Origin of the sequence: Streptomyces sp. NPDC048002, assembly GCF_040653275.1 — a bacterium.
Classification (GTDB): Bacteria; Actinomycetota; Actinomycetes; order Streptomycetales; family Streptomycetaceae; genus Streptomyces.
In genome coordinates, this window is the sequence record NZ_JBEZNL010000005.1 from 95,391 (window position 1) to 113,009 (window position 17,619).

A 17,619-nucleotide genomic window follows, 5' to 3' on the forward strand; every position below is an offset into this window, starting at 1 on the left:
CCATCGAGGGAGGGGAGTACCCATGAACGCCACGCGACCCGATTCCGAGGCGGCGCGGCTGACGGACTGGCAGCGGGGGTTGCGTGAACAGTTCCCCATCATCACCGCTCATCCCGATCTCGTGTACTTCGACAGTGCGGCCACCGCGCAGAAGCCCCGGTCCGTACTGGAGGCCGTGCAGTCGTACCTGACGACCTCCAACGCCAACGCGGGGCGGGGCACCTATCCGTGGGCCAACCGGACCACGCAGCTGGTGGAGCGCACCCGGCACCGCGTCAAGGAGTTCCTGGGCGACCCCGACCCCCAGCGATCCACGGTCCACTTCACCGGTGGTACCACCGAGGGGCTGCGAGCCGTGGCCCGCGACTGGCTCACCTCCTTCCTCCGCGAAGGCGACGAGATCCTCGTCCCCTTCGCCGACCACCAGGCCAATCTGGACCCCTGGCTGGAAGCGCAGAGGCTGCTGGCAGACCAGGGCACCGACGTGCGGATCCGGGCACTGCCCTATCAGGCGGTGTCCGGCGACTACGACCACCGGGAACTGGAGCGGGTCGTCGGCCTCCGCACCCGCTTCGTCGCCGCCACACACCTGCACCATGTGTACGGCGGCGACATGAACGTGCACCGCATCCGCGCCGCGGTCGGCCCGGACGTGCCGATCTGTCTGGACGCGGCCCAGAGTGTCGGTCATCTGCCGCTGTCCGTGGCACCGTCGGCGCTCGACGTCGACTTCGTGGTCTTCTCGGGACACAAGGCGCTGGCCCTTCCCGGCACCGGAGTCCTCTGGGCGCGCAACGCCCGGGGACCGATCTTCGAGCCCGGCGGCTGGCAGGGCACGCCCAACACCGTGGGCATCGCCTCGCTGGAAGCGGCACTCGACTGGCTGGACGCGGCCGGCGTCGAGCGCATCGCGCGATGGACGGTCGCCCTCGCCACACGGCTCACCGACCGGCTCCGCGGGTCGGCCTCGTACGAGATCCTGGGCTGCCAGGCCAGCCTGGCGGCCGGCTCGGGGCAGCCCCTTCAGCAGCGGCGCCACGGCATCGTCAGCTTCCGCCATCGCGACATCCCCTCCGACGACCTGGGCTTCATCCTGTTCAGTGAGGGATTCATGGTGCGGGCCGACAACCTCTGTCAGGCCGGGGCCGACGAGAAGCGCGACGGTTCGGTGCGGGTCAGCCTCCACGTCTACAACACCGAGGACGAGGTCGAACGCCTGCTGGCCGTCCTGACATCACTCGATTGAGGGGCCGATGGAACCGAAAACCGTTTCCACCTGTAGATTCGGGGGCGACCACCACGAGTGAGAGACGGAAGAGGTGCGCCGCCGGATGAGCGTGAGCACGGCTACGGCCGGAATGTGGCTGGAGCGCTGGGAGCGGCAGCAGCAGCGGTACGCCGTCGACCGCGAGGAGCGGTTCACCGTGATCGCCGACGTGGTGGAGCACGTGACCCTCGGGTGCGAACGCCCGCTCCTGCTCGACCTGGGGTGCGGACCGGGATCGCTGGCCGCGCGGATCGCCGGTCGCCTCCCCGGCGCTGAGATCGTCGCGGTGGACATGGACCCCGTCCTGCTGGAACTCGGCCGCACCCACCACGCGGACGCCGCACGCTACGTCGATGCCGTGATCGACGACGAGAACTGGACCACGGCCCTCGGCCTGAACCGGCCGCTGGATGTGGCCGTCTCCACGACGGCCCTGCACTATCTGGCCGAGCCGGCCCTCCTGCGTACCTACCGCCGCCTCGCCGAACTCCTGCGCCCCGGCGGCGCTCTGGTCAACGGCGATCACTTCTCCCAGCCCGGCTCGCCGCTGTCCGAACTCACCGCCCACGTGGGCAGCCGCAGAGCCGAACGGTCCCGCGCCCACACCCACGAGGACTGGGAGGCGTGGTGGACGGAGGCGGCCCGTGACCCGGAACTCACCGATCTGTTCGCCCAGCGGGAGCGGCGCCGAGCCGCCCTGGGCACCGGCAGTGCCGGCGAGGACCTGACCGCGGCCCGCCACGTGGAACTGCTCCGGGAGGCGGGATTCCGTCATGTCACCTCCGTCTGGCAGTTCGGCGCCAGTCAGGTGCTGGTGGCGGTCAAGGACTGACCGCTGCCGACTGCCGGGACACCCGGCGGAGCCTGGCGCACGGCGGTCGGGCCCGGTGCGCGCCCGTCACAGGACCAGGCTCATCAGGATCTCGTCGCGGTCGTCACCGGGCGCGATCCGCAGGGCCCCCGGCCATCTGCCGACCTCCACCCACCCCAGCCGGCGGTAGAAGTCCTCCAGGCCGAGCCCGGAACGCGCGCTGAGTCCCAGTCGTTCAAGGCCCATCTCCTCGCGGGCGACGGCCGGCACGAGACGCATCAGAGCGGCGCCGATACCCAGACCGCGGAACCGTACGGCGGTCTGCAGATGGTTGACCACACCGCAGTGGGCGACGAGTGGATGCGGGTCCCGGCGCAGGAGCAGCCATCCCGCCGGTGAGCCGTCGACGGTGGCCACGAGGACCCTGCTCCGCTGAGGATCGAGAGCCTCGACAATCCGGTCGAACGCCGTAGCGACCGCCTGCGGGTCCACCGGCGGCAGCCCGACCCCGTGCGGAATGACGGCCCCACCGGCGTCGGTCACCGCCACCCAGCAGCGGACCAGGTCCTCCCTGAGCGCCGGGGGCATCTCGCCGGGCCTGGTGATGTGCTGGAACTCGGCTGCTGTCACCGCTCTGCGCACTGCCATGACGATCAGCCTGCCAGAGGGCACCGCCGATTCGGCGGAGGGCGTTCGCTCACGCCGTTCGTTCCGTACCGCCGTCGTCCGGCCGGTCCGGAACCAGCCACACCGTCAGAACGGTCACACCGGCGAGGACCAGCCACGGTACGGGCGTGGGGAGCCCCGCGTCGAGGAGCGCGCCGGTGACCGAGCTGCCGATGAGGACGATCAGACCGGAGACGGAGGACAGCGCACCCGTGTAGAGGCCGATCCTGCCTTCCTCGGCCAGATCGGGAACCCAGGCCCGCGCCGCGGGCACGAGCAGCATCTGGCCGAGGGTGAGCAGGACGACGTACCCGGCGGCCGGCAGCAGCCCCGCGGTGCCGGTCCAGCCCGCGGGGAGTGCGACCGCCACCACGGTGAATCCCGCGGCGATCAGCAGCAGCCCGCCGATCATCGACCGCCGCAGGTCGAACCGTTGCCCGGCCCAGCGGGTGACCGGCAGTTGCCCGCAGACCACCAACAAGGACGACAGGGCGAACAGCCACGACAGAGCGGACTGCGAGCCCGTCGCACGCTCCACCTCTTCGGGCAGGGCCAGATAGAGCTGGTTGTAGGCGAGCAGGTAGCCGCCGTAGGCGCAGCACAGGGCGAGGAAGCCGCGGTTGCGCAGCAGGAGGAGGGCACCGCCACGGCTGCGCACCCGTACCCGGCCGGGTATGTGCTGGGGCATCAGGCGCGCGTGTCCGGCCAGGACGAGCACGAACACCCCGGCGCCGGCGAGGCATGCCGTGCGGAAGTCCACGGTGAGCAGGAGCGCGCCGAGCAGCGGCCCGATGAAGGCGCCGGCCTGGCCCGCGGCGGAGAGCAGGGCCAGGACGCGGGTGCGTGAGCCGTGTCCTTCCTCCTCCCACGCCACTGCCTGCCGCGCCACCTCCGATTCGACCGCCGGGGAGAACAGCGCTGCCGCGAAACCGATCAGCAGCACCGCGGCGATCACTGCCCAGGTGGCGCGGGCGTGGCCGAGCCACGCGAAGCCCGCGATCCGCAGCGCGCAGCCCGCCAGGACGACCGGCCGTACGCCGAACCGGTCGACCAGCCAGCCGCCCACGACGAACAGCCCCTGCTGGCTGAAGGTGCGCAGGCCCAGGACGAAGCCGACCAGCCAGCCCGCCATGCCGATCGCCGTGCCGAGGTGCTCGGCGAGGAACGGCAGGACGGCGAAGAAGCCGATGTTGAAGGCGAGTTGGGTGAGGATCAGCAGTTTGAGGAGCGGTGAGAGGTGTCTCCAGGTGCGTTCGCGGGCGGGCCTGGCGGGGGCCGGCTTGGAGCGGGTGGGCTTGGAGGGGGCCGGCTCGGGCCGGGTGGGCTCGGACCGTTTGGTGGCGCGACTCGGCGTGAAGCGGGAGAAGAGGGCGGTCATCGAAGACTGGGCCTGTCAGGGGTGTGGAGGGGTGCGGGAGCGGTGGGCTGTTGCGTGTCGGCGGGTCGCGCTCGTGGGGAGTCGGAGGGTGACGGGGCGTTCCGCCCGCTCCGGCGCCCGAACCGCGGCAGCCGCATTCCTGCCGAGGCCGTCACCGCGAGGGCGCCGAGCAGGGCGAGGACCGCGGCGGGGGCCAGCACGGCCCAGGGCGCGCGCTCCACGTAGGGCTGGTTCTCGGACAGCAGCAGCCCCCACTCGGGGGACGGCGGCTGGGCGCCCAGGCCGAGGAAGCCGAGGGCGGCGAGGCTCAGCGCGACGGCGGGCAGCCGGAGCAGGGCGTGGCGCACGACGGGCGGCACCACGGCGGGGAGCAGTTCGTGCCGCAGCAGATACCCGCGACCGGCGCCGAGGGCCTTGGTCGCCGTCAGATGGAGCGTGGCTCGTTCCTGGCGCAGGAGGGACGCTGTGTGGGTGGCCAGCGGCGCCCAGGCGACCACGACGACCGCCCATGCGGGCGTCCACCTGCCGCTGCCCGCGACCCCGGTGACGAGCAGCGCGGCCAGCACGGGCGGAACCGCGTTGACCGTGTCGACCAGGGGCCCGGACAGCCGGGGCAGCAGGCCGAGCAGTACTCCGATCACCAGGGCGACCGCGCTCACGGCGAGGGCGGTGCCGAGGGTTTCGAGTGCTCCGTGCGCGACGCGGGCGAGAAGGTCACGCCCGAGGGCGTCGGTGCCGAAGGGGTGGGCGGCCGAGGGAGGTTGGAGCTTCGCCGCCGTGTCCAGGGTAAGCGGGTCGCGGGGCAGCCCGAGGCCGATGACGGCGGCGAGCGCCAGCGCGTAGCCGAGCGGGACGAGCCGTGGTGCGGGCCTTGTCGGCCGGTGCAGGGATTGCAGGGCGCCGTCGCGCAGCGCGGGCCCGATCAGCCACCGCACCCCCACCTTGGTGAGTACGGCGGCGGCAGCGGCGAGCGCGACGAGTACGAGGGTGCCGGTCTGGAGGACGGGCAGGTCCTGGGCGAGGGCGGCGCTCAGGGTGAGCCGGCCGAGCCCGGGGATGTCGAAGATCTGCTCGACAGTGACCGCGCCGCCGGTCAGACCCACCAGGAACAGGCCCAGGTTGGGCAGCAGTCCGGGTGCGCAGCGGCGCAGCGCCTGCCGGGCCACCGAACGTGGTGGTGTGCCGCGCGCGGCGGCGGCCAGCGCCCAGGGCTCGGCGAACGCCGCGGGCAGCAGGTCGTCGAGCATGCGTCCCAGCACGGCCCCGGCGGACAGGCCGAGGGCGAGGGACGGCAGGATCATCCACTGCGGGCCGTACCAGCCGAGGGCGGGCAGCCAGCCCAGTTGTACGCCCACGACCGCGGCCAGCACCGTGGCGATCAGGAACTCGGGCAGTGAGGCCAGCACGGCCGACCCGGTGCCGCCCGGACGGTCGTCGCCGAGGCGACGTCGTGAGCCGAGCCGCAGCGTACGGGCACACACGGCCGCGACCGTGGCCAGCGCGACGACGACGGCTCCCGCCATCAGTAGCAGGGATACGCCGATGGCCTGGAGCACGGCGGGCAGCACTTCGGTGTCCGACACCCAGGAGCGTCCGGCGTCCCCGTGCAGCAGCCCGCCGAGCCAGCGGACGAGGAGGGCCGACGGTCCGTCCGCCAGGCCGAGTTCGTCGCGGATGGCGGCGAGCGTCTCCGGTGTCGGGGTGCGCTCCGCCGAGCGGGCCTTGAGCACGGTGAGTGCCGGGTCGGTGTGCGACAGCCAGGGAAGCAGGCCGATCGCGCAGATCAGGGCGGAGGTCAGCAGCGTCCGCCACAGCAACGTGGGGCCGCCGCCCCGCGCGAGGGCGCGCAGGGCGGCGGCGATTCGGGCCGAAGTGTTCAGCGCCGGGTCCCGGTGGAGACCAGCGTGCGCTCGTACGGGTCGAGCGCGGTGCCCTTGACGGCCGTCCCGGTGCCCGTGACGACCTTCAGGTGGACGAGGGGGATGACCGCGTCCGTGCCGAGGACGGCTGCCTCCGCCTTCATCGCGGCGTCCTGCCGCTTGGCGGGGTCGGCCTGCGCCTCGGCGGTGTCGATCAGCTTGTCCACGGTCCTGTCGCACAGGAACGACAGGTTGTAGGAGCCGTCGCAGGCGTAGTCGCTGGCCAGAACGGTGACCGGGTCGCCGGTGTCGAGCAGCATGTTGCGGGAGACGACCGCGGCGTCGAACTCCTTGGCCAGCAGGTCGCTTTCGAGGCGGGCGTAGGTGCGCACCTCCAGTTCGACGTCGAACCCGGCCTTCTCCAGCTGCTGTTGGAGCACCTGGGCGGCTTCCGGCAGCTCGGCCCGGTCGCTGTAGGTGGCGAGGGTGATGCTCTTGCCGACGGTGTCGCCCGCCTTCGCCCTGCCGGTCGGTGCGACGCGCTTGCCCGACGCCCAGGAGAGAGCGGAACCGTAGAGGCCCTCGGCGGGCTCGGCGTACCCCTCGTAGACGCCCTCGGCGACGGCGGAGGCGTCGATCGCCTCACGTGCGGCGGCCCGCAGTCGAGCGTCCTTGAAAACCCCGGACTGGGTGTTGAGGTGCAGGCTGGTGTTGCGGACGGTGTTCACCTCGTGGGCGGTCCCCTCGTCCAGGGAGGCGACCTGGGCCACGGGGATCGACTCGGCGATGTCCACGTCACCGGTGCGCAGGGCGTTGGCGCGGGCGGTGCCGTCGGAGACGAACTTGGCGTCGATGCCGGACGCCTGGGCGCGTCCGCCCCAGTAGTCGTCGAACCGGTCGAGCGTGGCCGCGGTGTCGCCGGTGGTCCCGGTCAGTTCGAAGGGGCCGGTGGCGGTGCCGACGGGGCTGACCTTTCCGTCGTCGCCGTAGGCCTTGGGGGAGAACACCGACAAGCTCGGATTGGTCAGCCGGAGAGGGAGGACCGGATCGGCGGCGCCGGTGGTCACCTGGACCTGATCGTCGGAGACGGCCTTGGCGGTCAGCTTCACTCCGGTGAGGACCGAGGGAGCGGGTTCGGCCTGCGTGGCCCGGGTCAGCGCCTCGGCGACGGCCTCGGCGGTGACGTCCGTGCCGTCCTGGAACTTGGCCTCACGCAGGGTGAACACCCATGCCGTGCCGTCCTCCTCGCTGGTCCAGGATGCGGCGAGGGCGGGTGCGGCGGCGCCGTTCGCGTCGAGCCGGGTGAGGCCCTCGGCGACTCCGAGGCGGGACAGGGCGTAGGCGTCCGCGCCGTACGGGGAGTAGTTCTCGGTCGGCTGGAAGGCCAGGGCGACCCGCAGGCGCCCGCCGTCACCGGAGCCGGAGGATCCCGAGGCGGAGCTGTCGCCGGAGGAGGCGAAGCATCCGGCGAGCAGGGGTATGAGCAGCAGGCCGGCGGCCGGCCGGAGGCGGGGGAGTGGCATGGTCCTCGTTCTGTCGTTCCGGGCCGGTGGGTCGGCCGCCGATGATCGACATCATATGCAGATGAAAATCATTGCCACAATGAGGGGGTGATCACAGGTCTGGCGAGAGCCGAGGGGCGTGCCCTGGGGGTCTGGGTGATCCTGAAGTGGTGAGGGGTGTCCCAGCCGAGTGGCTTCCGGCGGCCTACGCCGCTTCCGGCCGCCGTGCCGTGCGCGTGGCCCTCGCCGCCGCGATCGGCTTCTACCTCTTCCGCTACGGTCTGGACGACCCCGTGGCCGCCACCTACGCGCTGTTCGGCGCGGTGTCCCTCGGCGGCCTGTCGCGCATCCCCGGCACTGGACGGCAACGAGCCGCGACCATCCTGCGCGTGCTGCCCGTCTGCTGGGCCCTGGTCGTCGTCGGCACGTACCTGTCGGTGCGCACCTGGAGCGCGGTCGCCGGGATGCTGGTCGTCGGCTTCATGCTGGCCTTCTCCGCGGTGGGCGGACCCCGTCCGGCGGGCGTGGCACCGGGGCTGCAACTGCTGTACATCCTGCCGTCGTTCCCGCCCTACGATCCCGGCTCGCTCGGCGAGCGGCTCCTCGGCACGACGACCGGTCTGGTGCTGCTGATCGCGGCCGAGGCGCTCATCTTCCCCGAGCCCGCCCCGACGCCCTACCGGGAGCGGACGGCCCGTGCCGCGGACATCGCGGCGCACTGCGCACGGGCCCTGGCCGTCCCGCCGTACGCCCTCGGCGCCGCGGACCGGAGTACGGCCGAGGAGACCGGCCGGGGGCTGCGGTCGCTGATGGTGCCCGAGGCGGAGCGCCCGGCCGGGCCCGGAGTGCGGGAGCGGGCCCTCGCCCACACCGGCCTGGCCGTCCGCACCCTCCTCAGCCGCCTCGCCCAACTGCCCGCCCCGACGGGGACGCCCGAACCGGAGGGGGCGGCCGTACTGCGCGCCGTGGCGGACCTCGCCACGGCGTCGGCGACGTGTCTGCGGGGTGGGCCTTCGCCGGTGCGGGCGCACCAGGCGCTGTCCGCGGCGCGGGCCGCGCTGTCGGCCCTGTCCGCAGAGACGCCCACCGACGCGCCCCGCTTCTCGCCGACCGTGCTGCGTCGGCACGCGGCCCTGCTGGAGATCTCCGATGCCGCACTGGCGACGGGGGCGGCGGCCGACCGAGCCCTGCGCGGGCGCCGGTCCGCGGTGGAGGTGCCGCAGGACCGGTTCTGGTACTCCACCATCGGCGCCCCCATGCTCTGGTGGCACCGCCTGCGCGGCCACGCGGGACGCCGCTCGGTGTTCTTCCAGAACGCGGTACGCATCGCGCTGGCCCTTACGGCGGCGCGGCTCGTCGCGGGCATCGACACCCTGCCGCACGGCTTCTGGGCCATGCTGGCCACGCTCAGCCTCACCAGGACCACCCTGGAGGCGACCCGGCACACCATCCGGCTCGCGCTCACCGGCACGCTCGCCGGAGCGCTCCTGACCGCCGCGACCCTGACCCTGGTCGGCACCCACACGAACGTCTACGCCGTGCTGCTGCCCCTGTGGATGCTGTTCGCCTTCACAGTCGGCCCGGTGCGGGGGATCGGCTGGGCCCAGGGACTGTTCACCGTGCTGGTGGCCCTGGTCTTCGCCCAGCTGGCGCCGTCCACCTGGCAGCTGGCCGAGGTGCGCATGCTCGACGTACTGATCGGCAGCACCATCGGCGCGGTGTTCGGCCTGCTGGCCTGGCCGCGCGGGGCCCACGAGGAGATGCGCCGCGCGGCCGCGGAGCTGCTGCGCACGGCCGCGGAGGTCGTCGTGGCGACGACATCCTCGGTGGCGGGCGGCGCGGCCGCCACCATCCCGGCGGCGGCACCCGGGCAGCGGTCACTGCACCACGCCATCGTCCTGGCCGAGTCGGCGTACGCGCAGTTCCAGAGCGAACCCGCCCTCCTCACCGGCGCCCGGCGGGGCGCTCGGGCCGCGGTGGACTGGCAGGCGACGCTCATCGCCGGCCACCACACGCTGTGGGGCTCCGAACGGCTGCTGGCACCGCCCGTCACCGCGCTGCCCACGGCGACGGCCCGTGCGGTCGACGCGCTCGGTGAACGCATGGCCGGGCGGATGCTGCTGGTCTCCGCGGCCCTGGACCCGGGCGGGGACACCCCGTCCCTGACCGTCCCGCGGATCGATCCGGTCTCCGACGAGTTCAACGCCGAACCGGCGGGCGCGCCCCGGCGGTACTACGCCGTGGTCGAGTGGCTGGAGTCCCTCGCAGCCGATCTGACGCGGATCTCCCGAGCTGGGGCGGTATCGGATGCTGCTGGCGCTGCTGGCGCTGCTGGCGCTGCTGGCGCTGCTGGCGCTGCTGGCGCTCGTGGTGCTCCTGGCGGGAGCGACTCGGGTCGGCCTTCCTGACACGGGCGGACGGGCGGACGGGCGGACGGGCGGACGGGCGGCGGTGGCGACGGCCGGCGCTCGGTGTGGAGGCGTGCGTGCTGCGGACGGCGGTGGCGAATCGTCAGCCGCTCGGCGTGGAGGCCTGCTCCTGCCGCTCCTCGGCGGAGGACGCCGGCGTGCCACCCGGGTGGAGCAGCGCGAACAGGAACGCGATGCCCAGGGCGACGGCCATGCCGTAGAACACCCACTGGTTCGCCTCGGCGAAGTCCATGCGGACCGCGCTGACGATCTCCCGCATCTGGTCCGCGGCCGGCCCGGTGCCCGAGGGCGGGCTGGCGTCGCCACTGCCCGTGATGGAGCTGCTGACGCTGTGGGCGGTGTCCAGGGCCTGCTCGGCCGACATGCCCCGCGACTCCAGCGTGCTGGTCACGTTCGACCGCGTGACGTGCGTGAGCATCGTGCCGAAGACGGCCATGCCCACACTCGCCGCGTAGTTGCGTACGGTCTGCGTGATGCCCGTGACCTCGCCGTAGGACGGGCCGATCGCCCGGTTGACGGCGTCCGTGGAGGCCGGGGCCAGGATGAAGCCGATGCCCGCCCCGGCCAGGGCCGCGTACAGCCACTGGTCGTGCATGGACAGGTTGGTCAGCTCGCCCGCCCACAGGGCGAATCCGACGCAGCCCACGATGCCGCCCATCTTCAGTGCCGGACGGGCGCCCCGGTTGTCGAGGATCCGCCCGCCCCACTGCGAGGCGAGGGCGAAACCTGCGAAGACGTACAGCAGGAACAGCGCGGCCTGGTTGGGGGAGGCGCTGAGGGAGACCTGGGCGTACACGGAGGCGAAGAAGAACAGCGGGACGAACGCGAGCATCGCGAAGAACAGCACCGCGGCATCCACCGCGAAACCCTTGTCCTTGAAGACCCGCAGGTCGACCAAGGGGTGGCGCACGCCGCGCTCGTAATGGACGAAGTAGGCGAGGACCGCGAGGCCGCCGACGATGCAGAGCCAGGTGGCGGGGCTGTCCCAACCCCAGGTGTACGCCTGCTGGAAGCCGAGCACGCTCAGGCCCATGCCGACGGCCATCAGGGCGGCGCCGACGAAGTCGAGGGTGCCGGTCCGTTTGCGGTCGGTGATGTGCGCCATCGCGGTCAGTACCAGTGCCACCACGGCGACCGGCACGTTGACCCAGAACACCGCGCGCCACGTCCATGCCGCCGTGAGCCAGCCGCCGAGCAGCGGGCCGACGGCGGTCAGGGCACCGGACAGCCCGAAGAACAGGGCCAGCGCACGTCCGCGCCGCTCGGGCGGGAACACCGCCACGACCACCGCCAGCGCGGCGGGGAACAGCAGCGCCGCGCCGATGCCCTGGACGGCCCGGAACCCGATGAGCCAGCCCTGCGCCGCGTCACCCTTGGGGACACAGCCGCACATCACCGAGGAGATGACGAAGACTAGGGTGCCGACGACGACGATCCGGCGCGGGCCGTACAGGTCCGCCAAGCGCCCGCCCACGGCGAAGAACGCGGCCAGGGCCAGCAGATAGGCGTTGATCACCCACTGCATTCCGGAGGATGTCAGGCCCAGTTCCCGCACGATGTCCGGGGCGGCGATGGAGACGATGGTCTGATCGATGAACGTCATCGCGACCGCGAACATCATGGCCGCGAGTGCCAGCGTCTGCTGATGCGCCGAACGAGGCGCGGGCGTGGTGTCACCACGCCCGATGTGTGTGTCACTCACCTTCCCAGTCTGCGCCCGTAGGGCCGAGCCCGCAGCGTTGGGCCTTCTCCTTCCGGGTGGGGGGTCGGTGAACCGTACCGGCTACGAGCTGTCAAGCGGAGTCGGCGGTGGACAGCCCTCGGGCGGGCGGAGGTCTTCAAGACGCGCCCGCACACCGGTACTTGCCTGGAAGCCTCCCGAACTGGTCAGTCTCCCACGGGGTTTCCGGGTTGCCCACGGACCAGGCGGAGCAACAGAGCGCCCCCGAGCAGGGCGAGGAGAGCCGCGACGCGCAGCACCATCTCGATGGCCGAGCCGTCGGAGGCCGCGCGGGACGCCGAACCGCTGAGCGCCTCCAGCACGGTCGACGCGACCGCGACGGCCAGCGCACCGAGCAGGACGAGGGAGGTGAGGACGAACCCCGACGCGGCGGCGAGACGCGTCTCGGGTACGTAGGACTGGGTGGCGACGTTCGTCAGGGCCCAGCCGAGGCCCAGACCGGCACCGACCACCGCGAAGACCACCACGTACAGACCGAGCGGCGTGGACCAGGTGAGTACGAGCAGTGCGGTGCTGCTGAGGAACATGGCGAGGGCCATCAGCACTTCGGGCCGCCACCGGTGAGCCAGGTGCCCGGAGGCGTAACTGGCGGTCCCCGCACCGACGGAGAGCGCGAGGAAGATCAGCCCGGCGGTGAAGGGCGACAGGCCCCGCGCCTGCTGGAGGTAGAGCGCCGAGAAGACGGCGACCAGGCAGTAGACGACGTTGGACAGGGAACCGGCGAGAGTGATGGTCACGAACGGGCCGTTGCGCAACAGACCGAGGTCGAGCAGCGGTTCCGCGCTGCGCCGTTCGATCCGGGCGAAGAGGGCCAGCAAGGCGACTCCGGCGAGGAAGCAGACCAGTGTGGCGGGGGAGGACCAGCCCCAACTGCCGCCCTGGTCCACGCCGAGCATGATCAGCGTCAGGCCGCCGGCGATCGAGGCCGCGCCGGGAAGGTCGAGGCGTCCCGATGCCTCGGTGTCGCGGGTCTCCGGGACATGACGGAGCATCAGGAACGCGGCGGCCGCGCAGATCGGCACGTTGAGGTAGAACACGGCCCGCCAGCTGACGTGTTCGGCGAGCGTCCCGCCCACGAACGGACCCAGGGCCGTGCCCACGGCGCTGAAGGCCAGCACGGTGCCGACGGCTCTGCCCTGCCGGTCGTCCCGGAAGTAGCCTGTGACGACCGCTACGGCGACGGGGAAGATGAAGGCCGCGGTCACGCCCTGGACGACGCGTCCCGCGACGAGCCACCCGGTGGACGGTGCCAGGCCGCAGAACACCGAGACGGCTCCGAAGCCGACCAGACCGCAGACGAGCGTCCGCCGACGGCCATGGACGTCGGCCACCCGCCCTCCGGTGATCATGAAGGCGCCCAGGGTGAGCATGTAGCCGCTGACCAGCCACTGGAGATCGGTGGTCGGCTCGCCGAAGTCCCGAGCGATCACCGGAAGCGTGAGGTTGAGGGCGAACCAGTCCATCTGCACGAGCAGCATGGACAGCGCCGCAGCCGTGATGACGGCCCGGTCCCGGCCGCTGAACAGCCCTGTGCCATGCGAGGCGCGGTTTCTGGAAGGAGCCCTCATCGCCCACCTCGGTTTCCGGCCCCTCTTCATGGTGGCATCGCGGGGCCCCTACGGCGACACGATCGCGCGGGACCTGGCGGCCAGGGCCGTCATCGAGCCCGTACGTTGCGGGCGCGCCCCGCGATACGCGGGTTGACCAGGCCGCTGTCGCCGCCGTAGTGCTTGAGGAGCCGTGGGTCCATCACCCTGCGCCACAGGGGCGGAACCCAGGCGAGCACGATCATGGTCGCGTACCCGGCGGGCAGTTGCGGAGCCTCGTCGAAGTGCCGGAGCGTCTGGTACCGGCGCAGCGGGTTCGCGTGGTGATCGGAGTGACGCTGGAGCTGGAAGAGGAAGAGATTGCTGAGCGTGTTGTTGCTGTTCCAACTGTGGGACGGCCTGACGCGTTCGTACCGCCCGTCCGGTCGCCGTTGCCTCAACAGCCCGTAGTGTTCGAGGTAGTTGACCGTCTCCAGCAGGCAGATGCCGAGGACGGCTTGCAGGAGCAGGTAGGGCAGCACGACCCAGCCGAATGCGGCGGTCAACGCGCTGAACAGGACCACGGTCATCGCCCAGCCGGTCAGGACGTCGTTGTGCCGTCCCCACACGGGCCGGTTCCGGCGATTCAGCCGGCGCTTCTCCAGGTGCCAGGCCGAGCGGAGACTTCCCAGGACGGCGCGGGGCAGGAAGCGCCAGAAGCCCTCGCCCATACGTGAACTCGCCGGGTCGTCGGGGGTGGCCACCCGGATGTGGTGGCCGTGATTGTGCTCCACGTAGAAGTGGCCGTACCCGGATTGCGCGAGTGCGATCCGGCTGAGCTGCCGCTCCAGGGTCTCGCGCTTGTGGCCCAGTTCGTGCGCCGTGTTGATCGCGACCCCGGCCACCACCCCGGTGCCGGCGGCCAGCCCCAGTGCCTCGGCGGCGGTCAGGCCGCCGTCGGCCCACTTGGCGCAGGCCCAGGCCAACGCGCCGTATTGCAGCGGTAGATAGAGGAAGGTGCACCACCGGTAGTAGCGGTCCGCTTCGAGGCCCTTCATGGCTTCGTCGGGTGGGTTCGAGGCGTCCGGACCGAGCAACTGGTCGAGAGTGGGCAGCAGGACGAACGCGAAGAACGGCCCCCACCACCAGAAGACCGCGAGGTCCGTCAGTTCCACGAGCAGGCCCGACTGGAAGGGGAGCGTGGGGACGGCCAGGGCGAGCGGCCACAGGTGCCGCCTCCTGTCCCGCCATGGGGCCAGGGCTTGAGGGGGTGTTCCGGGCACGGCATTCTCCTGACTCGTCCGGGAGCGGCGCCGGTTCGATGGCGGGCGCCGGCGCGGCAACGAGCGTGGCACCACGCGGGGTTGCTGACAAAGGCGGCGCTGTGTAAACGTTCTGACTGATCGTCACGTCAACCTCGGGAGGGGGCGTGTGAACACTGAGCCGGTGCCTGCCGGTCCGCCGGACCCGCCGCGTGTCGCCTGGCGCAGGCAGATGCGGGCGCGCGTACTGGACGAGGCATGGCTGCTCGCTTCGCTGTCGGGCTGGGACGCGGTCCGGGTGGCCGACCTCGCGCGGCGCGCCGAAGTGTCGCGGCCCTCCATCTACGCGGAGTTCGGCGACCGGGCCGGCGTCGGCCGGGCCTTGGTCCTCAGGGAGACCGACAGGTTCCTCGCGGGTGTCGGCGGCGTCCTGGAGGGTAACGGCGGCGACGTGGCGGCGGGGCTGCATGCGGCGGTCGCTCACACGCTGGGCGAGGCGAGGACGAATCCCTTCATCGGCGCGGTCGTCACGGCGGCCCGTGGCGGCACCGACGCACTCCTGCCCTTCCTCACGAGCCGCCCGGAGCCGGTCTTCTCCCAGGCGCGAAGCCTGGTCACCGCCTGGCTCGACGTCGTGGCCGAGGAGTGCCCGAGCGCGCGGCGAGCGGAGGCCGCGGATGTCGCCGTCCGTCTCACTCTGAGCCACATGCTGTTGCCGTCGTCGGAGGGCGATGCCGCGGCCGCCCGTGTGGCGCGGGCCGCCTACGCGGTCCTGGGGCCTGTCTGACTTCTCCGGGGCTCATTCCGGCTTCCCTGGGACGGGATCAAGATCGCAGCGAGGGTGCATTGTTGCTTTTTCTGTCGATACGAGCATCCGGGCGACCTTGATGCGGCGAAGTCTCTGTAATGACCGAGGCGCTTCAGCCCTGGAAGTGACTCCCTGCCCTTTGCGCGGCTGACGCCGGATCCCCGGGAGCACGCATGATTGTCAAGAAGCTGTATGAGCGGGAGCCGGACCCGCCGGTCGGTTCCCTTCGCGAGGCGTGACCGCATTGTCCACAAATCGGGGTCGGCGCTGCCGTCGCTGGTCGCGTGGCCCCGGTCGTCACGCCCCGCCTTCGCCGGGCTCTGGGCGCGTGAGGGCGCGGTCGAGCGCGTCAGGCAGGCTGGCCGCGACCTCGTCGGCGAGCCGCTGGAATTCGCGGCGGAGGAGGGGAGCGACCAGGCGGGCCAGGCCGTGGAAGGTGAGGCGTGCCCGGTAGCTCAGCACGGTGCCGGTCGGACTCTCCTCGAAGCGCATGTCGTCCGTGGTCGTGGCTGTTCTGTTGCGGCCCTCGAAGATCAGGCGGCGGCGGTCGCGCCTGATCAGCCGGTACCGCAGCTGGGTGCGCCGCCCGCGGAACTCCGAGACGTTGAGCCACTCCGATCCGACGGCCGGTTCGCCGCCGTGGCCGAGCGGGCGGCAGCTCACGGTCCCGGGATCCCAGAGTTCGGCATTCGAGAAGTCCGCGAGGAAGTCGACCACCTCGGTGAGCCCATGGTTCAGGACTATCGTTCTCTCGACTTCCATCATGAGAGCCTCCGCAGCGGCAGACCGGACGCGGGTCCTCGTTGCAGGACCCGTCGGTGCCTGTTCCTGCTGTCCTGCGCCGGCGGATGCACACTGGCGGCGGCTGGTGGCGGGCGTCCCTGGTTCAGCGGCGGGTCCAGCCGGTGGCCTGCTCCCAGACGCTGCTGCGGATCGATGTGATGGGGACCTGTTCCGGCACGCATTCGTTGCACCGCGGATTGTGGCAGGGCCCCGCGGTCCAGCGGGGTACGTAGACGCCCATGGTCTTGTGCCGTTCCACTACGGCGTCCACCTGCTGCCCGCATGAGCGGCAGGTGTATCCGGAGGTCGTGGTCGTGGACGCGGGCGGGGGTGCCTGAGTTTTCTGCTCGCTGCTCATAACAGAACTTTACGCCCGCTTTGCCCGTTTTTGAATGCCTCTTTCCGCTTCAGCTTGCCCCGCTATGTGGACCCAGTGGTTCCGTGCGGGTCGTCCGGTTGCGCGGGGTCGGCCTCGCCCGAGTCGGCCGCGACGCCCTTGCCGTGGTCGGGCGGTGGGCGCAACAGGCTGAGCGCGACCGATGCGGCGAGGATCGTCGAGATGACGGCCAGGCTGACGAGCGAGGGGATCTCGGGGACGGACGTGCTGATGGTCTCGTGAGCCGCCTGGAGGACGAGTTTGACCCCGATGAAGGCGAGGATCAGCGCCAGGCCCTTGCTGAGGTAGTGGAAGCGGTCGAGCAAGCCCGCAAGCATGAAGTACAGCGCGCGCAGACCCAGAATGGCGAAGGCGTTGCTGGTGTAGACGATGAAGGTGTCGTTGCTGACGGCGAGCACGGCGGGGACGCTGTCGACGGCGAACACCAGGTCGGCGGCCTCGATGGCGGCGACGACGGCCAGCAGCGGGGTGGCGACGAGCCGGCCGGCCTCCCTGACGAAGAAGTGGGTGCCCGCGTACTCGTCCCGTACGGGAATGACCTTGCGCAGCAGCTTGACGGCGATGCTCTTGCCGGGGTCGAAGCTGTCGTCCTCCTCCTTGAGGATCTTGTACGCGCTGTAGAAGAGGATGGCGGCGAAGGCGAACAGCACGGCGGTGAAACGGCTGACCACCGCCACACCGGCGGCCAGGAAGATGCCGCGGAACACCAGCGCACCCATGACGCCCAGGAACAGCACGCGGTGCTGGTAGGCGCGGGGCACCTTGAAGTAGCCGAAGATCAGGGCGAAGACGAAGAGGTTGTCGACCGAGAGGCTCTTCTCCAGCAGCCAGGCGGTCGTGTACTCGACGCCGGCGGTCGTTCCGACGACCAGGAACACCACGAGACCGAAGACGATCGCGAGTCCGACCCAGACGCAGCTCCAGGCGGCTGCCTCGCGGAAGCCGATCACATGGGCCTGTCGATGCGCCAGCAGATCGATGAGCAAGGACACCAGCACAAGGCCGATGAACACGATCCACAGCCACAGCGGCACATCATGCACGGCCGAGCCCCTCTGCGTGCGGTTGGCCGGCGGTCTGCCTTCCTTAGAGTCTGACGTACCCGGCGGTGCCTGTCGCGCAGAGCAGCCCGGAACGGCGCTACCCGCACCTTTGCGCAAAGGGGCGCCATCCGCGGCCGATCCGCGGAT

General features: G+C 71.5%; 14 protein-coding genes. 4 read left to right on the forward strand and 10 right to left on the reverse strand.

Translation table 11 applies throughout. The annotated features are described in order from the left end of the window. The first annotated feature begins 22 nt into the window (after positions 1–22). Together AB0E07_RS09505 and AB0E07_RS09510 are read left to right on the forward strand one after the other, a co-directional pair. Complete coding sequence (locus AB0E07_RS09505; RefSeq protein WP_362247927.1) at positions 23–1,246, forward strand: aminotransferase class V-fold PLP-dependent enzyme; 1,224 nt, start codon at positions 23–25, stop codon at positions 1,244–1,246. 85 nt (positions 1,247–1,331) lie between these two features. Further along, positions 1,332–2,099 carry a class I SAM-dependent methyltransferase gene (locus AB0E07_RS09510; RefSeq protein ID WP_362247928.1) on the forward strand — a complete coding sequence of 256 codons (768 nt, stop codon included), beginning with the start codon at positions 1,332–1,334 and terminating at the stop codon, positions 2,097–2,099. Between the two features lie 66 nt (positions 2,100–2,165). Here the strand turns inward: AB0E07_RS09510 and AB0E07_RS09515 are convergent, their stop codons facing one another. The 4 genes from AB0E07_RS09515 to AB0E07_RS09530 are packed head-to-tail and all read right to left on the reverse strand — an operon-like array spanning position 2,166 to position 7,504. Continuing rightward, on the reverse strand, positions 2,166–2,726 hold the full coding sequence (locus tag AB0E07_RS09515) for a GNAT family N-acetyltransferase (protein WP_362247929.1): 561 nt from the start codon (positions 2,724–2,726) through the stop codon (positions 2,166–2,168). A 49-nt stretch (positions 2,727–2,775) separates the two neighbouring features. Beyond that, positions 2,776–4,122 (reverse strand): MFS transporter, encoded by a 1,347-nt coding sequence (locus AB0E07_RS09520; protein ID WP_362247931.1) that lies wholly within the window; start codon positions 4,120–4,122, stop codon positions 2,776–2,778. Then, complete coding sequence (locus AB0E07_RS09525; RefSeq protein WP_362247933.1) at positions 4,119–5,939, reverse strand: ABC transporter permease subunit; 1,821 nt, start codon at positions 5,937–5,939, stop codon at positions 4,119–4,121. The genes AB0E07_RS09520 and AB0E07_RS09525 overlap by 4 nt, the downstream gene beginning before the upstream one ends. Before the next feature lie 59 nt (positions 5,940–5,998). Then, a complete protein-coding gene (locus tag AB0E07_RS09530; protein WP_362247934.1) occupies positions 5,999–7,504 on the reverse strand; it encodes an ABC transporter substrate-binding protein in 1,506 nt (501 codons plus the stop codon). A gap of 149 nt (positions 7,505–7,653) precedes the next feature. Here AB0E07_RS09530 and AB0E07_RS09535 point away from each other — a divergent pair, with 149 nt between their 5' ends. Continuing rightward, positions 7,654–9,891, forward strand: a complete 2,238-nt coding sequence (locus AB0E07_RS09535; RefSeq protein WP_362247935.1) for an FUSC family protein — start codon at positions 7,654–7,656, stop codon at positions 9,889–9,891. 103 nt (positions 9,892–9,994) lie between these two features. Here AB0E07_RS09535 and AB0E07_RS09540 read toward each other — a convergent pair whose 3' ends face one another. The 3 genes from AB0E07_RS09540 to AB0E07_RS09550 all read right to left on the reverse strand — a co-directional run bounded on the left by AB0E07_RS09540 (position 9,995) and on the right by AB0E07_RS09550 (position 14,462). Further along, the gene (locus tag AB0E07_RS09540) at positions 9,995–11,533 is read right to left on the reverse strand and encodes an MFS transporter (protein WP_362248312.1); all 1,539 of its coding nucleotides are present in this window, start codon (positions 11,531–11,533) and stop codon (positions 9,995–9,997) included. A gap of 266 nt (positions 11,534–11,799) precedes the next feature. After that, positions 11,800–13,221, reverse strand: coding sequence for an MFS transporter (locus AB0E07_RS09545; protein ID WP_362247937.1), 1,422 nt, complete (start codon positions 13,219–13,221; stop codon positions 11,800–11,802). 89 nt (positions 13,222–13,310) lie between these two features. After that, complete coding sequence (locus AB0E07_RS09550) at positions 13,311–14,462, reverse strand: alkane 1-monooxygenase (protein ID WP_362247939.1); 1,152 nt, start codon at positions 14,460–14,462, stop codon at positions 13,311–13,313. 148 nt (positions 14,463–14,610) lie between these two features. Here AB0E07_RS09550 and AB0E07_RS09555 point away from each other — a divergent pair, with 148 nt between their 5' ends. Then, positions 14,611–15,228: a TetR family transcriptional regulator gene (locus tag AB0E07_RS09555; RefSeq protein ID WP_362247941.1), complete on the forward strand. Its 618-nt coding sequence runs from the start codon at positions 14,611–14,613 to the stop codon at positions 15,226–15,228. A 318-nt stretch (positions 15,229–15,546) separates the two neighbouring features. Here the strand turns inward: AB0E07_RS09555 and AB0E07_RS09560 are convergent, their stop codons facing one another. From AB0E07_RS09560 to AB0E07_RS09570, 3 genes are all read right to left on the reverse strand, one after another. Then, a complete protein-coding gene (locus tag AB0E07_RS09560; RefSeq protein WP_362247943.1) occupies positions 15,547–16,014 on the reverse strand; it encodes an SRPBCC family protein in 468 nt (155 codons plus the stop codon). 121 nt (positions 16,015–16,135) lie between these two features. Then, positions 16,136–16,390, reverse strand: coding sequence for a hypothetical protein (locus tag AB0E07_RS09565; protein WP_362247945.1), 255 nt, complete (start codon positions 16,388–16,390; stop codon positions 16,136–16,138). Positions 16,391–16,452: 62 nt separating this feature from the next. Next, entirely contained in the window at positions 16,453–17,472 is a 1,020-nt protein-coding gene (locus tag AB0E07_RS09570; RefSeq protein ID WP_362247946.1) for a TerC family protein, read from the reverse strand. Positions 17,473–17,619: the final 147 nt, after the last annotated feature.

Bases quoted from the DNA above. Each gene is read 5' to 3' on its own strand.
- AB0E07_RS09505 (WP_362247927.1), top strand. From the start codon at position 23: ATGAACGCCACGCGACCCGATTCCGAGGCGGCGCGGCTGACGGACTGG.
- AB0E07_RS09510 (WP_362247928.1), top strand. From the start codon at position 1,332: ATGAGCGTGAGCACGGCTACGGCCGGAATGTGGCTGGAGCGCTGGGAG.
- AB0E07_RS09515 (WP_362247929.1), bottom strand. From the start codon at position 2,726: ATGGCAGTGCGCAGAGCGGTGACAGCAGCCGAGTTCCAGCACATCACC.
- AB0E07_RS09520 (WP_362247931.1), bottom strand. From the start codon at position 4,122: ATGACCGCCCTCTTCTCCCGCTTCACGCCGAGTCGCGCCACCAAACGG.
- AB0E07_RS09530 (WP_362247934.1), bottom strand. From the start codon at position 7,504: ATGCCACTCCCCCGCCTCCGGCCGGCCGCCGGCCTGCTGCTCATACCC.
- AB0E07_RS09540 (WP_362248312.1), bottom strand. From the start codon at position 11,533: ATGATGTTCGCGGTCGCGATGACGTTCATCGATCAGACCATCGTCTCC.
- AB0E07_RS09545 (WP_362247937.1), bottom strand. From the start codon at position 13,221: ATGAGGGCTCCTTCCAGAAACCGCGCCTCGCATGGCACAGGGCTGTTC.
- AB0E07_RS09560 (WP_362247943.1), bottom strand. From the start codon at position 16,014: ATGATGGAAGTCGAGAGAACGATAGTCCTGAACCATGGGCTCACCGAG.
- AB0E07_RS09565 (WP_362247945.1), bottom strand. From the start codon at position 16,390: ATGAGCAGCGAGCAGAAAACTCAGGCACCCCCGCCCGCGTCCACGACC.